This window comes from Methylobacterium sp. M6A4_1b, assembly GCF_053345175.1.
The window spans coordinates 126,080-146,951 of record NZ_JBKEZQ010000004.1 but is presented as its reverse complement, the minus strand read 5'-3'; the positions used below and the strand labels follow the sequence as shown (position 1 = coordinate 146,951).

The following is a 20,872-nucleotide window of genomic DNA, read 5'->3' as shown; positions in this document are numbered from 1 at the left end:
CGAATAGGCGGCGGGTGGGCGGCTTCGGCTGGCGTGCTTAAGCCAATCTCAAACCTTGAGAATGCATCAGGGTATGCCGGGGGGCACCTTGCTGCGACAGGACACGACTATGACCGCACGGACCGGCTGCCAGGGTTGCCGCGATGGAGCCGAACTCGACTTCACCTTCACCATGGCGTTCCAGCCGATTCTCGACTTCGCGGCGAACCGCGTCTGGGGCTACGAGGCGCTTGTGCGCGGCACGGGCGGCGAATCGGCCGCCTCGATCCTTGGCCGCGTGACGCCGGAAACAGTCTACCGCTTCGACCAGGCCGCGCGGGTGAAGGCGATCGAACTCGCCGGACGCCTGTTCCCGACGGACGATGCGACCCGCCTGTCGATCAACTTCATGCCGAACGCCGTCTACGAGCCGGCGGCCTGCATCCGCTCGTCCCTGGAGGCGGCCCGCAAGGCCGGCTTCGCCCATGACCGGATCATGTTCGAGTTCACCGAGAACGAGAAGTTCCGCGACACCGCCCACGTCTCGCGCATCGTCGCCGAGTACCGGCGCCAGGGCTTCCTGACCGCCCTCGACGATTTCGGCGCGGGCTTCGCCGGTCTGAGCCTGCTCGCGAACTTCCAGCCCGACCTGATCAAGATCGACATGGACCTGCTGCGCGGCATCGATACCGACCGGCGCCGTCAGATCATCGTGGCGGGCATCATCGGCATCGCCCAACCCCTCGGCATCGCGGTGATCGCCGAGGGCGTCGAGACGGCCTCGGAGCTCGAGACCCTGCGCAGCCTCGGCGCCACCCTCTTCCAGGGCTACCACTTCGCCAAGCCCCACCTCGAAGCGCTGCCCCACGTGAACGGCTTCCCGGTGGCCGGCTCTCCGGCGGGCGGGTATGCCCGCGCGCATGTGGCTTGAGCCGGCCATCGGGATCCCCGCCGGTTCGCCTCAGCGCGCCGGCAGCGGCATCGGGGCGCCGGGTGCGCCCGGGGCCGCGTTGGCCGCCGAGTCGCCGGCCGATGCGATGGCCAGCATGTTCAGGAGCTTGGTCACCGAGGCCTGCGAGATCGTCGTCACGGTGGAGGCCGGGTCGGCATTGACCGCCTGGAACTTCTGGTAGGTCTTGTCGCCGTAGATTTCGGAGAGGTGCTTCAATTCGTCGAGGCTGAACTTCTCAGCATAGGCCTTCGACAGGCCGTCGAGCATGGTCTCGCGCTGCTTGTCGAACTCGGCGCGGATCTCCTTGCGCACGGCCTCGGCCTTGTCCTCCTTCATCGGCGCCACGGTCTTCTCGAGAGCGCCCGTGAAGCCGACCTCCAGATTCTTGATCGTGGTCTTCTGCACCAGGTCCTTGGCGACCGCGATGCGTTCGGCGGCATCGTCGGCGCGGGCGGCGATGGGCAGGCAGAGGGCGGTGGTCAGGCAGAGGGTGGCGAGCAGGCGCGTCATCGTGGCGTGTCCTCGGAGATTCTTGTCGTGAGCCCGGCGCCGGGCGGCGGCGGGCGCCGCCCTCTACCCCACTTGCGCGGGGTTTGGGAGGCGGCGCGGGCTCACACCCGCTCGATGATGGTGGCGGTGCCCATGCCGGCACCGATGCAGAGGGTCACCAGAGCGCGCTCCTTGCCGGTGCGCTCCAGCTCGTCGAGCACCGTGCCGAGGATCATCGCGCCGGTGGCGCCCAGCGGATGGCCCATGGCAATGGCGCCGCCGCAGACGTTGATCTTGGCCGGATCGACGTCGAAGGCCTGCTGAAAGCGGAGCACCACCGCGGCGAAGGCCTCGTTGACCTCGAACAGGTCGATATCGGACAGGCTCATGCCGGCGCGGGCCAGGACCTTCTTCGTCACGTCCACCGGGCCGGTGAGCATGAGGGCCGGGTCCGAACCGATATTGGCGAAGGCGCGGATGCGGGCGCGGGGCTTGAGACCCGCGGCGCTGCCGGCCTCGGCCGAGCCGATCAGCACCGCGGCGGCTCCATCGACGATGCCCGACGAATTGCCGGCGTGGTGCACGTGGTTGACGGTCTCGACGTCCGGATGCGCATCGATCGCCACCGCGTCGAAGCCGCCCATCTGGCCCATCTGGACGAAGGAGGCCTTGAGCTGGCCGAGCGACTGCATGTCGGTGGACGGCCGCATGTGCTCGTCATTGGCCAGCAGCGTGATGCCGTTGATGTCGCGCACCGGCACGACCGCGTTGGCGAAGCGGCCCTCGGCCCAGGAGGCGGCCGAGCGCTTCTGCGACTCGACCGCATAGGCGTCGCAATCGTCGCGGCTGAAGCCGTACTTCGAGGCGATCAGGTCGGCCGACACGCCCTGGGGCATGAACCAGGACTTGATCGCGATGGCCGGATCCACGGGCCAGGCCCCACCCGAGGCGCCGAGGCCGACGCGGCTCATCGACTCGACGCCACCGCCCACCGTCATGTCATGCTGTCCGGCCATCACCTGCGCGGCGGCGAAGTTCACCGCGTCGAGGCCCGAGGCGCAGAAGCGGTTGATCTGCACGCCCGGCACGTGGGTGCCGTAATCGGCGACCAGGGCCGCGGCACGGGCGATGTCGCCGCCGGCCTCGCCCACCGGATCGACGCAGCCCAGCACCACGTCGTCGATGCGGCGCGTGTCGAGGTCGTTGCGCTCCTTGAGGGCGCGGAGCGCCACCTCGGCGAGGCGCAGGGCCGTCACCTCGTGGAGCGAGCCATCGGGCTTGCCGCGGCCCCGCGGGGTGCGGACATGGTCGTAGATGAAGGCCTCGGGCATGCGTGTCCTCGTTCTCTTGACCCTGGCGGCGTGGGCGTCACCCCGCCGCGAGAGGGGCGCAACGGTCGCGACGATCTAAAACGCCTCGGCGGCAAGCGCCATCGTCGTGTCGGCGCCGGCCTTGATCCGCACCAGCCGGCTCGCGGTCTCGGGCAGGAGGCGCTCCATGTAGAAGCGGCCCACCACCAGCTTGGCGGCCATCGTCTCGGACGGGCTTTCCGCCTGCCGCGCCAGGGCGGCCTTGGCGATGCGCGCCCACATGTAGCCCATGGCGACGAGTCCGAGCAGGTGCATGTAGTCGGTGGCACCGGCGCCCGCATTGTCGGGCTTGGTGAAGGCGTTCTGCATGAACCACATGGTGGCGCCCTGAAGGTCGTTGAGGCCGGCCTGGAGGGGCGCGACGTAGGGCTTCATCGCCTCGTCCTCGCCGTGGTCCTTGATGAAGGTCTGCACCTCGCCGAGGAAGCTCATCATCGCCCGCCCGCCGTCCTTCGGCAGCTTTCGGCCGATGAGGTCCATGGCTTGGATGCCGTTGGCGCCCTCGTAGATCATCGCGATGCGGGCATCGCGCACGAACTGCGACATGCCCCATTCCTCGATGTAGCCGTGGCCGCCGAACATCTGCTGGGCCTCGACCGCGTTCGCGAAACCCCGGTCGGTCAACACGCCCTTCACCACCGGGGTCATCAGGCCCATGTGGTCCTCGGCACTCCGACGTTCGGCCGCATCGTCGGACCGGTGACCGATATCGGCCTGGAGCGCGGTCCAGAGCACGAGGGCGCGGGCGGCCTCGTTGAAGGCGCGGATGCCCATCAGGGTCCGGCGCACGTCGGGATGGACGATGATCGGATCGGCAGCCTTCTCGGGCGCCTTGGCGCCGGTGAGGGCGCGGCCCTGGAGCCGGTCACGCGCGTAGGCGACGGCGTTCTGGTAGGCGACCTCGGACTGACCGAGACCCTGAACGCCGACCGCGAGACGGGCTTCGTTCATCATCACGAACATCGCGTTCAGTCCGCGATTCTCCTGTCCGACGAGCCAGCCCTTCGCCCCGTCGTAGTTCATGACGCAGGTCGAGTTGCCGTGGATGCCCATCTTGTGCTCGAGCGAGCCGCAGGAGACCGGGTTGCGCTCGCCGACCGAGCCGTCCGCGTTCACGAGGAACTTCGGCACCACGAAGAGCGAGATGCCCTTGGTCCCGGCCGGCGCGCCCTCGATGCGGGCGATCACCAGATGGATGATGTTCTCCGACAGGTCGTGCTCGCCGGCCGAGATGAAGATCTTGGTGCCGGTGAGGCTGTAGGAGCCGTCGCCGTTCGGCACGGCCTTGGTCTTGAGGAGGCCGAGATCCGTGCCGCAATGCGGCTCGGTGAGGTTCATGGTGCCGGTCCAGGCACCTTCCACCATTTTCGGAAGGTAAAGGGCTTTCTGCTCGTCCGACCCGTGCACCACGAGGGCCGCCATCGCCCCCTGGGTCAGGCCTGGATACATGCCGAGCGCGAGGTTGGCACCGGAGGCGAATTCCTGGATCGCCGTGTTCAGGGTGTGTGGCAGGGCCTGGCCGCCATATTCCTCGGGCATCGAAAGCCCCATCCAGCCGCCCCCCGCGTAGGCGTCGTAGGCGGCCTTGAAGCCTTTCGGGGTCGTGACGCTGCCATCGGGATGCCGGATGCAGCCCTCCCGGTCGCCGACCGGGTTGAGCGGCGCGAGCACGGTCTCGGCGAGCTTGGCGCCCTCGTTGAGAACCGCCTCCATCACGTCCGGCGACGCATCCGAGAATCCGCGGAGGTTATCGTGGCGGTGGAACCCGAGCACGTCGTTCAGCAGGAACAGGACGTCCTCGACCGGTGCCTTGTAGCTTGGCATCGCGCATCATCTCCCGGAAACGGCTGCGTTCCTGGACGGTTCTCCGACCGCCGGCGCACCTGATCGTTCACATATAAACTAATTCGCGAGGGGCGAAAGGGGGTCGCAGCGCGCGCCGCGAGAATGGTGCCCGAGACACCAATCGGCCACGCCTTAACCGCCTGTTTACCAAGACTACCAAATGTCGGGGAGCGCGGATCTGCCGTTAATCCCTTCCTCGTTCTTGCGTGGCGGGGGACACTCGCGGATCGAGCCATGGACTTCGCCGAGTCAGGTTTGACGATGACACGCAACGCGACCCTCGACCTCGAAGGCTTCGATCCCGACGTGCTCGAGGCGGCGCGGGACATGGCGCGCCGCGCCGGCATTCCGGTCGAGACCTGGATCGCGTCGATCGTCGAACCCGACGTCCGCGGAAACAAGGCCCCGACCACGACGGAGCCCTCGAAGAAGCCGGCGGCCGAGCCGTCCCAGACCGTCGCGCCATCGAGCCCGGTCGAGATCTCGTCCAGCACGCCACCCGCGGGCATCCGCCCCGGCAAGAACGCCGCCCTCACCGAGATGATGCGCCGCCTCGACGGCATCGACCAGCGCATCGGGTCCGAGGCGCCCGCTCCGGTGCCGCCCATGCTCCCGCAGGCCGAATCGGCCTCCGAGATGGCGCATCGCCTCGCCGAGATCGAGCGCCGCATGACGGAGATCGGCGAGCAGCTCGCGACGCCGCGTCTCCTCGGCCGCCGCGGCCGGCCCGCCGTCACCGAGATCCGCGACGCGGTCACCGAGATCCGCCAGCGCCAGCGAGAGCTGGCCGGCGTTCCGGCGGCTTCCGCAACGGCCCGGGCCGCCCCGCCTGCGCCCCTCGTCGATGCCCCCGCCATCGCCGAACTTCAGAGCGAGACGGCTCGCCTGCGCGAATCGATTGGAAGCCTCGCCAGCGGCCGAGACGTCGGCGCACTCGAGAATGCGATGCAGACGCTCGCGGCGGGCGTTCGGAAGGCGGAAGCCCCGGCCGACCTCGCGGTCATCGCCGCCCCTATCGAGGCGATCCGCGCCCAGGTGGAGCGTCTGGCCGAGGATGTCGCCGAGAACGTGCACGCCCGCGTCGCCGCCGATGTCGAGCGCCTCGCCGCCAGGATGAACGGAACGCTCCAGGGCGTTTCCACCGGTCTCGCCGAGCAGGACGTCGTGGCCGGGCTGTTCCGGGAGCTCGACGAGATCCGTCGCCTGATCGGTGCGCTCGCCGGACCGGAGCGGATCCAGAGCCTCGCCGCCGGCATCCAGGCCATCAGCAACCAGGTCTCGCAGATCCAGACCGGCATGCCCGGCGAGGGCATGGCGGAGCTGCGCCCCTTGCTGGAGGAGATCCGGATCGGATTGCGGTCGAGCACCGACGCCGCCATCGGCGAGCAGATCCAGCAGATGGACGCCAAGCTCGACGCCCTTCGCGGGGTGGGACCGATGGCCGCCCACCAGGATTCGGACGTCATTCTCCACCGGATCGATGCCCTGTCCGAGAAGGTCGACCGGGTCAGCATCAATCCCGTCGGAGACCTGATCGGACGCCTCGAGGACATCGGGGCGACCCTGCGTCGGCCGGTGCAGCCGGACGAGAATCTCGCCTCGATTCACGGCATGCTGCACGAGTTGACGGTCAAGCTCGACTGGATCGGCACGGGCGAGGGTCCGCGCGACGAAGGCCTCGACGCCCTGGAGCAGCAGGTGCTCGCCCTGGCCGAGCGCATCGACACCCGTGATGCCGACCCGGCGCTGGCCGGTCTCGAGCGCACGATGACCGACCTCCTCGACCAGGTCTCGGCCCTGCGGGCGGAGGCGCCGATGGAGGCCGCCGTCGAGCGCGCAGCCCGCAACGCGGTCGCGGAGACCATCGGTGCGGCCGCCGAGACGGGCGAAGTCGCGCTCCTTCGGGCGAGCCTTGCGGATCTGCGCGCCCATCAGGTCGCCTCCGAGCAGCGGATGCAGTCGACGCTGACGGGCGTCTATTCCGCCCTCGAGCGTCTGGTCGGACGCGTCGGCCCGACCGATCCGGATGCTCCGCTCGCCCTCACGCCCCGCATGCAACGGGATGTCGCCAAGGACCTGGTCCGGGAGCTGTCCAAGGATCCGGGCGCGGAACATCCCGCTGGAACAGCCCCGTCCCGCCGTCCGGATGCGCTGCGGGCCGAGCGCCCCCAGGTCACGGGTCCCGACCTGCCTCTGGAGCCGGGCGCCGGACGACCGGGCCGGGATCGGGCCGCGGGTCGGATCGAGGCGAGCGACGCCGGCGCTGCCGACAGCGACATTAAGACCAGCTTCATCGCTGCCGCCCGGCGCGCGGCCCAGGCCGCCCAGGCCGAGGCCGCGGGCCAGACCGGCGCCTCCGACGTCGAGGGCAACCGCGACGGCGCCGATGCCAGCCAGCGCGCAGGTCGCCTCGCGCGCTTCCGCAGCGGCGTCGACCGTCGCCGGAAGCCGCTCCTCCTCGGCCTCGCTGCGGTGGTCCTCCTCCTCGGCGCGCTGCAGGCCCTGAACGCCCGGCGGACCGCCGGCACCGAGCCGCCGGCCGCCGAGCCGGTCGCCGCCGTCTCGACCCCCACCGGCCCGGTCGCCGCCGGGACCGATGCGCCGAACAAGTCCCAGGAAGGCAAATCCAGGGAGGCGAAGTCACAGGACGGCAAGGCCACGGGTCCGTCCGTCGCCGATCCGCAGACGACGCAGAGCCTCGCCGAGAGCACGCCCGCCAAGGGGGCAGGGTCCGCCGCGTCCCGCTCCGCGGTACCGCGGGTGCCCACGATGGCCGGCATCTCCGCCGACCTCGCGGTGGTGCCGCCCGCCCTGGTCAAGCTGCGCCAGGCCGCCCTCGACGGCGACGGTGCGGCCGCCTACGATCTCGGCATGCGGGCCGCCGAAGGCCGCGGAATGGGACGTGATCCCGCGCTGGCGGTGAAGATCTTCGAGCAGATCGCGGCGAGCGGCTTCGCGCCGGCGCAGTACAAGCTCGGCAGCCTCTACGAGAAGGGCGTCGGCGTCGCCCGAGACCTGAACCAGGCCAAGCTCTGGTACGGGCGCGCCGCCGAGCTCGGCAACGCCCGGGCCATGCACAACCTCGCGGTGATCTACGCCGAAAATCCGGCTGCCGGCGGCAAGCCCGATTTCGCCGCCGCCTCGCTCTGGTTCAAGCGCGCAGCCGAATTTGGTCTTCGCGACAGCCAGTACAATCTCGCGGTGCTCTACGCCCGCGGCATGGGCGTCCAGCAGGATCTCGCGCAATCCTTCCTCTGGTTCTCCGCCGCCGCGACGCAGGGCGACGAGGACGCAGCCAAGAAGCGCGACGACGTGGCCGCCAAGCTCGATGCGAAGGCTCTGGCCGCCGCGCGGGCCCAGGTCGCGGCCTTCAAGCCGAAGGTCCCGGAGCCGGCATCCAACGAGATCCCGGCGCCACTTCCGACCGAGAACACCATGAGCCTGCTCGGGGCGCCGGCGCCCTCCGGCAACGTGCCACCGGCGCGGCGGATCTGACGGACTCGCGCTTCGGGGATGCGAGCTTCTGCCGCCGTTCCGCGGTGCAGCGAACCCGGCGCCTCGGCGTTGTCCGGATGTTGGTTTCCGGATCGTACGGCCCGGACGACCCATTCCCAAGCGCAAGGCCCCCTTTTCGCAGGGAGTCCCGGATGAGCGGAGAGCCGATGGTGCGCGTGACGACGGTACCACCGGTCGCCCTGATCCTGGGTATCGCCGGTCTGATCCCGTTCCTGGGCTTCGCCCTGCTCGCCTATAGCGGCTCCGACGGCGGACTCGGCACGATCGGTCTCAGCCCACGCCTCATGCTCTCGACCTACGGTGCCGTGATCGCGTCGTTCCTCGGCGGAATCCGCTGGGGTGCCGCCGCCGCCCGCAACTCGGGCGGCGCCGACTACGCCATCGCGATCCTGCCCTCTCTGATCGCCTGGGCGGCGCTCGCCGCGCCGATGCCGTGGGACCTACGCATCCTCGGCATTCTCGTGCTCGCCTGGGGCCTCGTCGACCAGGACTTGGCGCGCCGCGGGCTCGTCCCGGTCTGGCTCGGCCGCCTGAGGTTGGCCCTGTCCGGGGTCGCGGGGGCCTCGCTGCTGATCGCGGCCTGAACCGGCCTTCGCCTCAATCCTTGCTCAGCATCGTCTTTCCGATGGCGAAGACGCGGCCGTCCCCGAGGAGATGTGCCGTGAAGCCGGCCGGAAACAGCGGCTCGAAGGCGGCGTCGCGGACGTTGAGCCCCCCCGCATAGGCGCCGAAGGCCGGCATGATCAGGCGGCGCCCGTCAGTGACGAAGCAGCGCCGTCGCACCGTGCGGCCCCGCATGGCGACCTTGCCGCAGGGATGCAGGTGCCCGGCGACCTCGCCCACGGGGGCGTCGACGGTCGGCTCGTGCCTCAGGGTCAGGCCACCGACCATCAGGGTCTCGGCGTAGCGTCCGCCGACGCCCTCGCTCACCCCGTGGTCGTGGTTGCCGGCGATCCAGACCCAGTCGCGCCCCTCCTGCAGGGCAGCCACCATGGCGCGGTCACCGGGCTCCATTCGCTCCGGGCCGCGCGAATCGTGGAACGAATCGCCCAGCGCGACCACGCAGGCCGGGTCCAGACGGGCGATCACCTCGTGCAGGCAGGCCAGGGTCTCGCGGGTGTCGTAGGGTGGCAGGAACTGGCCGGACCGGGCCGCATAGGCGGAGCCCTTCTCCAGGTGGAGGTCGGACACGATCAGGGTGCGGTGGGCGCTGAGCCAGAGGCCACCGCAGAGGTCGAGGGCGAGGATTTCGCCGGCAAGGGTCAGGCCGGGAGCCCGGATGGTTTTCTCAAGTCTCTGGCCGAGCGCCAAAACCGCATCCTCTGTTTCCGTGAAGGGGTGCTTCACCGCACTGTCAACCCAGCGCTTCTTCGAGCAGCTGGGCCTCGGCTTCGGCCAGAATCTCGTCGGCGCCCTCGCCGTAGACCCGTTCGCGCCCGATCTCGAGCATGACGGAAACGGAGAGCGGCGAGACGCGATCGAGCGCCTTGTGGATGATTCGCCCCTGGATGCGTCTCAACATCATACCGAGGCGCTTCACGTCGAGGAGTCCGGTTGCCGCATCCTGGCGCGCCGCCTTCAGGAGAAGATGGTCGGGCTGATGCTTGCGCAGCACGTCGTAGACCAGATCGGTCGAGATCGTGACCTGCCGCCCGGTCTTGGCCTGCCCGGGATAGCGTCGCTCGATCAGACCGGCGATCACCGCGCATTGCCGGAAGGTGCGCTTCATCATGGCGGATTCGTCGAGCCAGGCCTCGAGGTCGTCGCCGAGCATGTCCTCGGCGAACAGCGTCTCGAGAAAGTCCGGCTCGCCGCCGATCCGCTCGCCGACATCCCGGTTGAGCCAGATGGCGATGCCGTAATCGTTGGCGGCGAAGCCCAGGGGCCGCATCCGGGCCCGTTCGAGACGACGGGTGAGCAGCATGCCGAGGGTCTGATGCGCGAGCCGCCCCTCGAAGGGGAAGGCCGTCAGGTAGTAGCGCCCGGCGCGCGGAAAGGTCTCGACGAGCAGTCCCGTCGGACCTGGCAGGACCGACCGGGTGCGCTGCTGCAGGAGGTAGTCCGAGATCTGCTTCGGCAACCGGTCCCATTCGAACGGATCGGCGATCAGCGCACGGACCCGCGCGGCGAGGAAGGTCGAGAGCGGGAACTTCGCGCCTGCGTAGGAGGGGATCGCCGGGTCCGTGCCGGAGCCGGCCCGGGTCGCCAGGGCCTCGTCCTCGGACAGGCCTTCGAAACGCAGGACCTCGCCGGCGAACAGGAAGGTGTCGCCCGGCGTCAGGGTATCGGCGAAATCCTCCTCGATCTCCCCCAGCACCCGACCGCCCTTCGGCAGGATCGCACCGGGCTTGCCGCGCACGCCGCGGGCGAGGCGGACCTTCACCTTCGCGGATTCCACGATGGTGCCGACATTCATCCGGTATTGCTGGGCGATGCGGGCGTCGCGCACCCGCCACAGGCCGTCCGGTCCGCGAAGAATCTTGGCGAAGCGTTCGTAGGCGCGCAGCGCATAGCCACCGGTGGCGACGTAATCGACCACCGCCTCGAAATCCTCCCAGGACAGCCCTGCATAGGGCGCTGCCGAAACGATCTCCTCGTAGAGCCGAACCGGATCGAAGGCGTCGGCGCAGGCCATGCCAAGGACGTGCTGGGCGAGCACGTCGGGGGCGCCGAGGCGGGCATCGGGCGTGTCCTGAGCGGCGGCCTCGACGGCGTCGAGAGCCGCTTGGCACTCGAGCATCTCGAACCGGTTGGCCGGCACCAGGTAGGCCTTCGACGGCTCGTCCATGCGGTGGTTGGCGCGGCCGATGCGCTGCATGATCCGGCTCGCCCCCTTCGGTGCCCCGATATTGACGACGAGGTCGACGTCGCCCCAGTCGATGCCGAGGTCCAGGGTGGCGGTGCAGACGATCGCCCGCAGCTGGCCCGCCGCCATCGCGGCCTCCACGCGCCGGCGCTGCGTGGCGTCGAGGGAGCCGTGATGCAGGGCGATGGGATAGTTGGCGTCGTTGATCCGCCAGAGTTCCTGGAAGGTGTACTCCGCCTGGAGGCGTGTGTTGACGAAGACCAGCACCGTGCGGTGCTGCCCGATGAGGTCGTAGATCGCCGGCATCGCCTGCCAGGCGGTGTGGCCGGCGAGCGGCAGGGTGAGCCCGGTATCCAGCATGTGGAGGTCGGGCGCCGCGCCGCCCTTCACGACGACGAGTTCGGCGAGCGCCGGATGAAACTTTCTCCCGTCTGCGGGGGAGGGCGGCCCGCGCGTTGGCGCGGGTCGGGCCGGGACGAAGTCCCGCAAGACGGGAGCGCCATCTGTGGAGAGGTCGCCCCCTCTCTCGCCTGCTGCGCAGACATCCTCACCCGCAGAGGGGGGAGGGTTCTGCGGCACCAGATACCGGCGCAGCTCGTCCGGTTCGCGTACGGTGGCGGAGAGGCCAATCGCGGTGAGGCCGGGGCTGAGGCGGTGCAGGCGTGCCAGTGCCAGGGAAAGGAGGTCACCGCGCTTCGACGTCACCAGGGCATGCAACTCGTCGAGGACGACGCAGGACAGGTCGGCGAAGAGGTCTGCCGCCTCGCGATGGGCGATGAGCAGGGCGAGCTGTTCCGGTGTGATCAGCAGGATGTCGGGCGGGCGCGCGATCTGCCGGGTGCGCTTGTGCGAGGGCGTGTCGCCGGTGCGGGTCTCGACGCGCACGCTGAGGCCCATCTCGGCGATGGGCGCGTCGAGGTTGCGGGCGATGTCGACGGCGAGCGCCTTCAGGGGCGAGACGTAGAGCGTGTGCAACCCGCGCGGCTTCGCCGAGGCCGGTCGTGCCGCCAGGGCGGTCAGGCTCGGCAGGAAGCCCGCCAGCGTCTTGCCGGCGCCCGTGGGCGCCACGAGGAGGGCCGAGCGGCCCTGTCCGACGATCTCGAGAAGGTCGAGCTGGTGGGGTCGGGGTACCCAGCCGCGCGCGGAGAACCACGCGGCGAAGCGCTCGGGCAGCGGCGATGCCGTGGGGCGCTTGCTCAGGCCAGGGCCATCAGGAAGCGGTCGATGAGCTCCAGCGCCCGCTCGGACATCGCCCCGGGGTAGCGCACGAAGATGTGGCAGCCGCCCGGATAGATCGCCGTGTGTCCGCCGTTTCCGGCCGCCGCCCAGCGGGCCGACATGTAGAGCGTGTCGTCGAGGAGCGGATCGTGGGTGCCGACCGTGAACAGGGCCGGGGGCAGCCCCTTGAGGTCGGCATAGACCGGCGAGACGTCGGGCCGGCGGCGGTCGATGCCGTCGCGGACATAGACGTTGGCGAAGTTGGTCAGATCCTGGGTGTTCACCACGAGGCGGTCGGTGCCCCAGTTGCGCACGCTCGGAGTCAGGCCGAGGTCGAAGAACCCCGCGTTCAGATTGGCGCCCCGGAAGGCGCGGGGCAGGCCATGCCTGTCGCGCAGTCGGAGAAGCACCATCACGGCGAGCTGCGCACCGGCCGATTCGCCGCCGATGGTCAGGGCCGAGATACCGAACTCCGCCCGGCCGGGACCGGCGAGCCAGAGGGCGGCGGCCTCGCAATCCTCGAGGGCGGCCGGGTAGGGATGCTCGGGGGCCAGGCGGTACTCGACCGACAGGCAGACGAAGCCGCAGGCATCGGCGATCCGCTCGAGCCACGGGTCCTGCTCGTCGGCCGATCCCCAGACCCAGCCACCGCGATGGATATGCAGGTAGGCGCCGCGTAGCTTGGCCCATTTCCGTGCGTCGGGCCGGATGACGCGCAACTGCAGGGCACCGGCGGGGCCGTCGATCGTGATGGTTTCGGCGCGGGCGCTGCGTGGCATGGCCGGCGAGGCCTGCGTGCCCTGGCGCCGACGCGCGCGAACCTCGGTCATCGGGATCGACCACGGGTCGACCTGCGCAGCGTGCGCGGCCACGATCTCGGCGTTCAGGCGCTTGGTGTCGGGATCGATCATCGCCGGATCGAACAGGGCGTGGTCGATCATGGAACGGTTCGTTTCATCAACAGGTCAGTCTGCGGGGCGGGAGTCGATCCGGGGAGGGGATCACCTCCCTAAGATGGGCCGGTCCAAGCAACGGGGCCATCCGTCCGCTGGGCGAAAACGCCTAACGCTCCCGCATGTGTCGGCTTTCGTGCAAACTGTGTCGCTTGCGTCACGGTTCCGCCGGGTTCACGGGGTTGAGAGGCGAGTATCGCACGACCTCACGATACGCCCCGGGACACCCCCATGACGCTCGACCACGACCCGCGCCGCCCGCCGCCCTATGGGGGCCAGCCCTATGCCGGCGCACCGTTCCCCGACCAGGGGCGGCGCTCGGCCCTGCGTCGCTTCCTCGGCGGTTCGCCCGCCACCGTGTTCGTGAAACTGCTGTTCCTGTCGGTGCTCGTCGGTGCCGTGATGGCGACCCTCGGCGTCACGCCCGGACTGCTGTTCTGGCACGCCTACGACGCGGTGCGGACCCTGATCGACCTCGGCCTCGCCACCTTCCACGATTTCGGCCGCTGGATCCTGGCCGGCGCTGTCGTGGTGGTGCCGCTCTGGCTCCTGTCGCGCTTCTTCGCGGTGTCGAAGTAACGGGGTTTCGACGCCATCAACGAAAAGGGGCCGGTGTTTCCACCGGCCCCCGAAACGTCTGGAAGGGATGATCGACGATCAGCGCTGGACGATGACCTTCGCACCGACCTTGGCGCGGGTGTAGAGGTCCGCCACGTCGTCGTTGGTCATGCGGATGCAGCCCGAGGACACGGCGGTGCCGATCGTCTCCGGCTCGTTCGAGCCGTGGATGCGGTAGATCGAGTTGCCGAGGTACATGGCGCGGGCGCCGAGCGGGTTCTCGATGCCGCCCTTCATGAAGCGCGGCAGGTCGGGACGGCGGCGCAGCATCTCGGCCGGCGGACGCCAATCGGGCCACTCGCGCTTCATGGTGATGGTCTGCACGCCACCCCAGGTGAAGCCCGGCCGGCCGACGCCGACGCCGTAGCGCAGGGCCTTGCCGTCGCCGAGCACGTAGTAGAGGCGCCGTTCGCCGGTGGAGACCACGATGGTGCCCGGAGCGTAGCTGCCCGTGTAGGCGACTTCCTCGCGTTGGATCGCCGACATCTGCGGCACGGCCGAGGACGGGGCCATCGGGTCGGCGGCGGGCAGGGAAGCGTTGGCGGTGGGGAGTGCGACCGGCTCGTTCTGCGGCCGCACCCGGATGACCAGGGCGTTATCGAGCGGCTGACGGGTCAGCGGGTCGATCTCGTAGGCAGCGGCGGGCGAAGCCCACGTGCCAAGCGCGCAGACGAGCCCGGTCAGGGCGGGGGCGAAACGGCGCATCGGAGCCTCTCAAAGGCGAACGTATTCTGTGGAAACGGCTTGGAAAACTTGACGCACGTTACGGTGCGAAGTGTGCCCAAGACGTAAACGCTCACGCTTCAAAGCCAAGCTGAATTCGCACCGCAACGACGCTTGCCGCAGCGTCGTGATTTCATGGCAACACCGTGGCACCTTGACCGTTCGGGCGCCTCTCAGACCGCGTCGAGGCCGAGGTCGATGATGGGTGCGCTGTGGGTGATCCAGCCGCACGAGATCAGGTCGACGCCGGAGGCCGCCACGGCGCCCACGGTTTCGCGGTTGATCCGGCCCGAAGCCTCCGCGATGGCCCGTCCGTCGATCATCGCCACCGCCTCGGCGAGCTGCTGGGGGGACATGTTGTCGAGGAGCACGGCGTCGGCGTTCACCGAGAGCGCCTGCTCGAGCTGCGCCAGGGTGTCGACCTCCACCTCGATCTTCACGAGGTGGCCGGCATAGGCCCGTGCCCGTTCGATCGCCGGCACGATGCCGCCGGCCACGGCGACGTGGTTGTCCTTGATCAGCACGGCGTCGTCGAGGCCGTAGCGGTGGTTCGAGCCGCCTCCGGCGCGCACCGCGTGCTTCTCCAGGGCGCGCAGGCCCGGGGTCGTCTTGCGCGTGCAGACGATGCGGGCCTTGCCGTGGGGACGGGCCGCCTCGACCAGGGAAGCGGTCGCGGTGGCGACGCCGGACATGCGGCACAGGAGATTGAGGGCGACGCGTTCGGCGGTGAGGATGGCCCGCGCCGGCCCGGCGAGGCGGATCACCACATCGCCCGGCTTCACGCGCGTGCCGTCGCCGCGCTCCACCGTCACGGCGATGTTCGGGTCGATCAGCCCGAAGGCGATCACCGCCGTGTCGACGCCGGAGATCACCCCGTCCTGACGGGCGGCGATGACGCCCTCCAGGCGGGCGCTGGCCGGCACGATGGCGTCGGTGGTGATGTCGCCGGCCCGGCCGAGATCCTCGAGCAGCGCCGCGCGGACGATCGGTTCCACCATCAGACGGGGCAGGGGAGGCAGCTCTGAGGGATCGGGCATGGTCCAGCTTCCGGTACGAAGGACGAGGAGCCGGTGCCGCCCTCGGGCGGGACCGGATATGCGGGGCTCAGGCGGCGGCGACGGCCCGGTCGGGTTCGACCGCCTCGGTCATCGCCCAGAGGTCGGACAAAGCCATTTCGGTGTGTGCGGGCGCCACCTGGGCGGGATGGTCGCTGCGCCAGTGCGCGCCGCGGCTCTCCCGCCGCGACAGCGCCGAGGCCGCGATGGCGAGGCCGGTGAGGGCCGCGTCGCAGCCGGCCCGCGCCGCCGGAGCGAGCTGGCGCACCGCCTCCGCGAGGCCGTCAGCCTCGCGGACCACGCCGACCTGCCGTTCCATCACGGCACGCAGAGCCTCACGGTCGGCGTCGATGCGGCACGAAGCGGCCTCGACACGGACATGACCCGGAGCCGGCACCGCGGAGATGGCCTCGGCGATCCACGGCGCGAAGGCCATGGCCTCCAGAAGCGAGTTGCTGGCGAGTCGATTGGCGCCGTGCAACCCGGTCGAGGCGACCTCGCCGCAGGCGAACAGACCCGGCACCGTGCTGGCGCCGGTCCCGTCCACCTTGACGCCCCCCATGTGATAATGCGCCGCCGGCCGGACCGGGATCGCCTGGGTTCTCGGGTCGATACCACCGCCGGCGCAGAGACCGGCCACGGTCGGAAACCGCGTGGCCATGCGGGCTCCGAGTTCGCCCCGGCAATCGAGGAACACCCGAGCGCCGCGCGCCTGCGCCTGGAAGATGCCGCGTGCCACCACGTCCCGAGGGGCGAGGTCGCCACCGGCGATCCCGGCCATCACCGGGGCACCGGTCTCGTCGATCAGCCGCGCTCCCTCGCCGCGCAAGGCCTCTGTGGCCAGGGGCATCGGGTCGGCGCCGGTGGCGATGGCGGTGGGGTGGAACTGCACGAATTCCATGTCGCGCAGCACCGCGCCGGCCCGGGCCGCCAGGGCGAGCCCGCGCCCGGTCGCCCCGCGCGGATTGGTGGTCGAGGCATAGAGCGCGCCGACCCCGCCGGTGGCGAGCACCACCGCCCGGCCCGGCAGGGCGAAGCGGGCACCGTCGACCTCGCAGACCACGCCGGCCACGGCGCCGCGGGAGTCCCGCATGAGATCGCGGGCCGACGCGACGAGGATCGTGACGGAGGGTGTCCGCTCCACGACCCGCACCAGGGTGTCGAGCACCATGCGCCCGGTGGAATCCCCCCCGGCCCGGACGATGCGGCGGCGCGAGTGGGCCGCCTCGAGGCCGAGGGCGAGCGTACCGGTGGCATCCCGGTCGAAGGGGGCCGCGAGTCCGACGAGCCAGTCGATCAGGCCAGGTCCGGCCTCGGCGACGCGCAGGGCGACGTCGGCCTCGGTCAGGCCCGCGCCGGCCGCCACCGTGTCGGCGGCGTGCAGGGCCGGGGCGTCGTCGTGTGCCATGGCGGCGGCGATGCCCCCTTGCGCCCAGCCGGTCGCCGTGCCGACCCCGAGGGGGGAGGCCGTGACCAGGGTGACGGGACGCGGCGCGAGGCGCAGGGCCGTGGCGAGGCCGGCGATGCCGGCACCGATCACGATGATCCGGTCCGAGCCCGGAAGCGCGAAGGAGAACGGGGCGTGCGCGTTCATCGGGCGCGCACCGCGAGCATGCGTTCCACCGCCATCCGGGCGCGCTCGGCGAGTTCCGGCTCCACCGTGACTTCCTCGGTCATGGTCTCCAGGGCGTGACGGATGTTCTTCAGGCTCATGCGCTTCATGTGCGGGCACAGGTTGCAGGGCTTGATGAACTCGATGTCGGGGTTGGCCGCCGCGATGTTGTCGCCCATGGAGCACTCGGTCACGAGCACCACCTGCTTGGGCCGCTTCTCCAGGACGAAGTTCATCATCATCGCGGTCGAACCCGAGAAATCGGCCTCGGCGACGACCTCAGGCGGGCATTCCGGGTGGGTGATGACGGTGACGCCCGGGTAGCTCTCCCGGACTTCGCGAATGTCGGCGGGCGTGAACTGCTCGTGGACCTCGCAGTGGCCGGCCCAGGTCAGGATCTCGATCTCCGGCACCATCGCCTGGACGTTCTGAGCCAGGAACTCGTCCGGGATCATCAGCACGCGCGGCGCATTCAGCGAGCGCACGACCTCGACCGCATTGCCGGAGGTGCAGCACAGGTCCGATTCCGCCTTCACCGCCGCGGAGGTGTTGACGTAGGTCACGATCGGAACGCCGGGATACTTCTCCCGCAGGCCGCGCACGTCCGCCGCGGTGATCGAATCGGCGAGCGAGCAGCCGGCCCGGCTGTCCGGGATCAGCACGGTCTTGCCGGGGTTCAGGAGCTTGGCGGTCTCTGCCATGAAGTGGACGCCGGCGAGCACGATCACGTCGGCATCGACCGTCACGGCTTCGCGCGCCAGCGCCAGGCTGTCGCCGACGATGTCGGCCACCGTGTGGAAGATCTCCGGCGCCTGATAGTTGTGAGCCAGGATCACGGCATTGCGCGTCTTCTTCAGCGCGAGGATGGCGGCGACATCCTCCGCCAGGGCCGGCCACTCGATCGCCGGCACGTGACGGCTCACGCGCTCGTAGATCTCGGGCAGGGGAAAGCCCGCGGGAAGCCCCCGGGAAGCCGGGCCGATCGGGAGACTGGTCGCCGCCATTGACGCGTCCTCACTTATGCTCAATCTGAGCATTGTGCCGACTAACGTAGGCGGCCCGGATCACCTTGTCCAGATATGCAGGGTTTGAGCATAACGTTTTTGCGCTGCGAAAATGACGCTGCGGCGCAAACGTCAGTCGCACGCTCGCTTCAGGCCGGTCGGCGGGCGGGACGCAGGCGGAAGCCGGGGGCCGGACGCTCCAGCAGCACCTCGCGCCGGAAACGAACGAGGCGTGCGGGGCGGCCGGTCGCCCCGCTGGTGACGTCGTCGGTTTCCTCCACCAACCCCTGCTGCGCCACGAGGCGGCGGAAATTCTGCTTGTGCAGGTTGGTGCCGGCCAGGGCCTCCACCGTGCGCTGGAGCTGGAACAGCGTGAAGGTCGGGGGCATCAGTTCGAAGACGACGGGGCGGTACTTGATCTTGCCACGCAGGCGACCGATGGCGGTGGCCAGAACCCGGCGGTGGTCGAGGGCCATGGGTTGGCCCGTGATCGCGAGATCCGACTCGCGGGCCTCGCCGGGCTGGCCCTGCGCCTCCGGTATCAGCCCGGCCTCGAACAGCAGTTCGTACCGCTCGAGCACCCGCTCCTCGTTCCAGGGGCCGCCGCACAGCCCGAAGGTGAGGCCGAGGCGGTCCTCGCGCCGGCGGCGCAGCTTCGGATCGGTTGCCTGCTCGGCCCAGGCCAGGAGCTTCGGCTCGATCTCGCCGAGCGACTCGGGCCGGCCCTCCCGCCAATCCTCCCAGGGAAGGTAGCGGTACCAGTTGCGCCAGGAGGCTTCCGCGAGCCCGCCCGGGCGCACCTCGCGCACCAGGGCGAGATAGGCCACCGAAAGGGAATGCAGGCCGCCGGCATCGTCGCCCTGCCGATCGCGGTCGCCGAAGGTGTAGAGTTGCTCGACATAGCCCAGGCGCTGGTGGGTCTGGCGTTCCACCCAGGCCCGCAGCCCGCGCTCCAGGGTCGGATGCTCGGGCACCAGGGGACCCGCCGGGAGGCCGTCCGTGCGGCCCCTGGCCTGGCCCCCGACCTGGACGGTCAGTGCCCGCGGCTCGCCGTCGGTGGCCGCGATGATCACGGCCACGAGTCCGACGGCGGACGGATTGGAGAGCGCATCCTCCGCTCCCCGCTGGATCTCCTCCGCCGTGGTCACGCGCCCCGACCCCCGCCCGCTACCCGTTTCATCCGGTTCGATCGCCACCTGCTCATGGCACATCGCGACGGTGTGATGAACGCGGAAAAACCGCCGCGGCGGATTCGTCCCACATCCGGCGTCGGCCGAGGCGTCAAACCTGGGTTCGGGGCAGGGCGCGCGCCGGATTGCCCACGACCGTGGTGCCGTCCGCGACATCGCGGGTGACGACGCTGCCGGCCCCGATGATGGCGTGATCGCCCACGGTGACGCCGGGCAGAAGGATCGCCCCGCCGCCGATCCAGACGTTGCGGCCGATCCGGATTTCCCGGGCGAATTCCAGCCCGGCCTCGCGCGGGCCCGCCTCGCGCGGATGGTCTGGGGTGAGGATCTGGACGCCAGGCCCGATCTGCGTGCGGTCCCCGATGCTCACCGGAGCGCAGTCGAGGATGATGCAGCCGAAGTTGAGGAAGACGTGGGCGCCGAGGCTGATGTGCAGACCGTAGTCACAATGGAACGGCGGTCGGATCACCGCGCCCTCACCGACGGCGGCCAGGCGCTCGCGCAGAAATTCACGCCGGACCGCCGGCGTCTCGGCCAGAGCCGCGTTGTAGCGCTGCATCCAGGCCTTGCAGGCATGGCTGTCGGCGTGAAGCTCCGGATCGTCGGGATCGTAGATCGCGCCGGCGAGCATCTTCTGCTTCTGCGTCAGGTCCATGTTCTGCGTCAGGTCCATGCGACGTGGGGCTCCTGCCTGTGAGGATTCGGATCCGGGGATGAACGCGAGGGTACCTTCGAAGGCTCCACCCGCTGCGTCGGGCCTTTCGATGACGGGAGCGCGGTCCTACACTGGGGCTGAAGTCAACGAACCGGGGGAAACGCAGGGTGATCGGACGGGACGAAGCCATCGGCCGGGGGCGGTCCGTCGACCTGCGCCTCTACGGCCTTCTCGACACCGGCGTGTCCGGCTTCGATGGCGGACGCCTCGCCGCGATGGCGGCGGAGGCGGTGCGGGGCGGGTGCACGCTCTTGCAATACCGGGAAAAGTCCATCGCGGATGCCCGCGCGGCCCTGGCCCGGATCCGGGCGATCCAGGCCGCGCTCGCCGGCACGGGCGTGCCGCTCCTGATCAACGATCGGGTCGATCTGGCCCTCGCAGCCGGCGTCGAGGGCGTGCATCTCGGCCAGAGCGACCTCCACCCCGCCGACGCGCGCCGTCTTCTCGGCCGCGAAGCGATCATCGGCCTTACCCTCAAGACCGGCACCCAGGCCGACGAGCTCTACCGCCTGCCGGTCGATTACGCCTGTATCGGCGGCGTGTTCTCGACGACCAGCAAGGACAATCCCGACCCGCCGGTCGGCCTCGACGGCCTCGCGCGCATCATCTTCCGCGGACGCCTCGCCCGCGGCGCCGCCTTCCCCCTCGGGGCGATCGCGGGCATCGACGCCAGCAACGCGGCGGCCGTGATCGCGGGCGGGGCGGATGGAATCGCGGTGATCTCGTCGCTGTTCGCCGGCGAGTCGGTGGAGGGCCGCGCCCGCGACCTGCGCTTCCGCGTCGATTCCGCCCTCGCCGCGCGGGGTGTCGCGGCCTAAGCTTCCCCC

At 70.2% G+C, this 20,872-nt stretch carries 17 protein-coding genes; 5 read left to right on the top strand and 12 right to left on the bottom strand.

Annotated elements, in window-relative coordinates:
• The first annotated feature begins 109 nt into the window (after window positions 1-109).
• Complete coding sequence (locus ACLBWX_RS06010) at window positions 110-910, top strand: EAL domain-containing protein (protein ID WP_447676162.1); 801 nt, start codon at window positions 110-112, stop codon at window positions 908-910.
• Window positions 911-940: 30 nt separating this feature from the next.
• Here ACLBWX_RS06010 and ACLBWX_RS06005 read toward each other — a convergent pair whose 3' ends face one another.
• The 3 genes from ACLBWX_RS06005 to ACLBWX_RS05995 form a co-directional block, all read right to left on the bottom strand.
• Complete coding sequence (locus ACLBWX_RS06005) at window positions 941-1,441, bottom strand: hypothetical protein (protein WP_447676161.1); 501 nt, start codon at window positions 1,439-1,441, stop codon at window positions 941-943.
• Window positions 1,442-1,542: 101 nt separating this feature from the next.
• Window positions 1,543-2,751: an acetyl-CoA C-acetyltransferase gene (locus ACLBWX_RS06000; RefSeq protein ID WP_447676160.1), complete on the bottom strand. Its 1,209-nt coding sequence runs from the start codon at window positions 2,749-2,751 to the stop codon at window positions 1,543-1,545.
• 75 nt (window positions 2,752-2,826) lie between these two features.
• Window positions 2,827-4,614, bottom strand: coding sequence for an acyl-CoA dehydrogenase C-terminal domain-containing protein (locus tag ACLBWX_RS05995; RefSeq protein WP_447676159.1), 1,788 nt, complete (start codon window positions 4,612-4,614; stop codon window positions 2,827-2,829).
• 282 nt (window positions 4,615-4,896) lie between these two features.
• Between ACLBWX_RS05995 and ACLBWX_RS05990 the strand changes: the two genes are divergently transcribed.
• Together ACLBWX_RS05990 and ACLBWX_RS05985 are read left to right on the top strand one after the other, a co-directional pair.
• On the top strand, window positions 4,897-8,130 hold the full coding sequence (locus ACLBWX_RS05990) for a hypothetical protein (protein ID WP_447676158.1): 3,234 nt from the start codon (window positions 4,897-4,899) through the stop codon (window positions 8,128-8,130).
• 167 nt (window positions 8,131-8,297) lie between these two features.
• Window positions 8,298-8,735 (top strand): DUF3429 domain-containing protein, encoded by a 438-nt coding sequence (locus ACLBWX_RS05985; protein WP_447676309.1) that lies wholly within the window; start codon window positions 8,298-8,300, stop codon window positions 8,733-8,735.
• A 13-nt stretch (window positions 8,736-8,748) separates the two neighbouring features.
• Here the strand turns inward: ACLBWX_RS05985 and pdeM are convergent, their stop codons facing one another.
• Genes pdeM through ACLBWX_RS05970 form a run of 3 tightly spaced genes read right to left on the bottom strand, consistent with a single transcriptional unit; the run spans window position 8,749 to window position 13,116 of the window.
• Complete coding sequence (gene pdeM / locus ACLBWX_RS05980) at window positions 8,749-9,462, bottom strand: ligase-associated DNA damage response endonuclease PdeM (protein WP_447676157.1); 714 nt, start codon at window positions 9,460-9,462, stop codon at window positions 8,749-8,751.
• A 43-nt stretch (window positions 9,463-9,505) separates the two neighbouring features.
• Entirely contained in the window at window positions 9,506-12,157 is a 2,652-nt protein-coding gene (locus tag ACLBWX_RS05975; RefSeq protein ID WP_447676308.1) for a ligase-associated DNA damage response DEXH box helicase, read from the bottom strand.
• The gene (locus ACLBWX_RS05970; protein ID WP_447676156.1) at window positions 12,154-13,116 is read right to left on the bottom strand and encodes an alpha/beta hydrolase; all 963 of its coding nucleotides are present in this window, start codon (window positions 13,114-13,116) and stop codon (window positions 12,154-12,156) included. Before ACLBWX_RS05970 ends, ACLBWX_RS05975 begins: the two co-directional genes overlap by 4 nt.
• A 243-nt stretch (window positions 13,117-13,359) precedes the next feature.
• Between ACLBWX_RS05970 and ACLBWX_RS05965 the strand changes: the two genes are divergently transcribed.
• The gene (locus ACLBWX_RS05965) at window positions 13,360-13,707 is read left to right on the top strand and encodes a DUF6460 domain-containing protein (protein ID WP_447676155.1); all 348 of its coding nucleotides are present in this window, start codon (window positions 13,360-13,362) and stop codon (window positions 13,705-13,707) included.
• 78 nt (window positions 13,708-13,785) lie between these two features.
• On the opposite strand, the gene ACLBWX_RS05960 is transcribed toward ACLBWX_RS05965, so the two are convergent.
• The 6 genes from ACLBWX_RS05960 to ACLBWX_RS05935 form a co-directional block, all read right to left on the bottom strand.
• A complete protein-coding gene (locus ACLBWX_RS05960; protein ID WP_447676154.1) occupies window positions 13,786-14,451 on the bottom strand; it encodes a L,D-transpeptidase in 666 nt (221 codons plus the stop codon).
• Window positions 14,452-14,642: 191 nt separating this feature from the next.
• On the bottom strand, window positions 14,643-15,506 hold the full coding sequence (gene nadC / locus ACLBWX_RS05955; RefSeq protein WP_447676153.1) for a carboxylating nicotinate-nucleotide diphosphorylase: 864 nt from the start codon (window positions 15,504-15,506) through the stop codon (window positions 14,643-14,645).
• Between the two features lie 67 nt (window positions 15,507-15,573).
• Complete coding sequence (locus ACLBWX_RS05950; protein WP_447676152.1) at window positions 15,574-17,118, bottom strand: L-aspartate oxidase; 1,545 nt, start codon at window positions 17,116-17,118, stop codon at window positions 15,574-15,576.
• The gene (nadA, locus tag ACLBWX_RS05945) at window positions 17,115-18,140 is read right to left on the bottom strand and encodes a quinolinate synthase NadA (RefSeq protein ID WP_447676151.1); all 1,026 of its coding nucleotides are present in this window, start codon (window positions 18,138-18,140) and stop codon (window positions 17,115-17,117) included. Before nadA ends, ACLBWX_RS05950 begins: the two co-directional genes overlap by 4 nt.
• Window positions 18,141-18,289: 149 nt before the next feature.
• A complete protein-coding gene (locus ACLBWX_RS05940; protein WP_447676150.1) occupies window positions 18,290-19,288 on the bottom strand; it encodes an NUDIX hydrolase in 999 nt (332 codons plus the stop codon).
• Window positions 19,289-19,421: 133 nt separating this feature from the next.
• Window positions 19,422-19,985: a sugar O-acetyltransferase gene (locus ACLBWX_RS05935; protein ID WP_447676307.1), complete on the bottom strand. Its 564-nt coding sequence runs from the start codon at window positions 19,983-19,985 to the stop codon at window positions 19,422-19,424.
• A gap of 167 nt (window positions 19,986-20,152) precedes the next feature.
• On the opposite strand from ACLBWX_RS05935, the gene thiE reads away from it, so the two are divergent.
• Window positions 20,153-20,863 (top strand): thiamine phosphate synthase, encoded by a 711-nt coding sequence (thiE, locus tag ACLBWX_RS05930; RefSeq protein ID WP_447676149.1) that lies wholly within the window; start codon window positions 20,153-20,155, stop codon window positions 20,861-20,863.
• Window positions 20,864-20,872 lie beyond the last annotated feature (9 nt).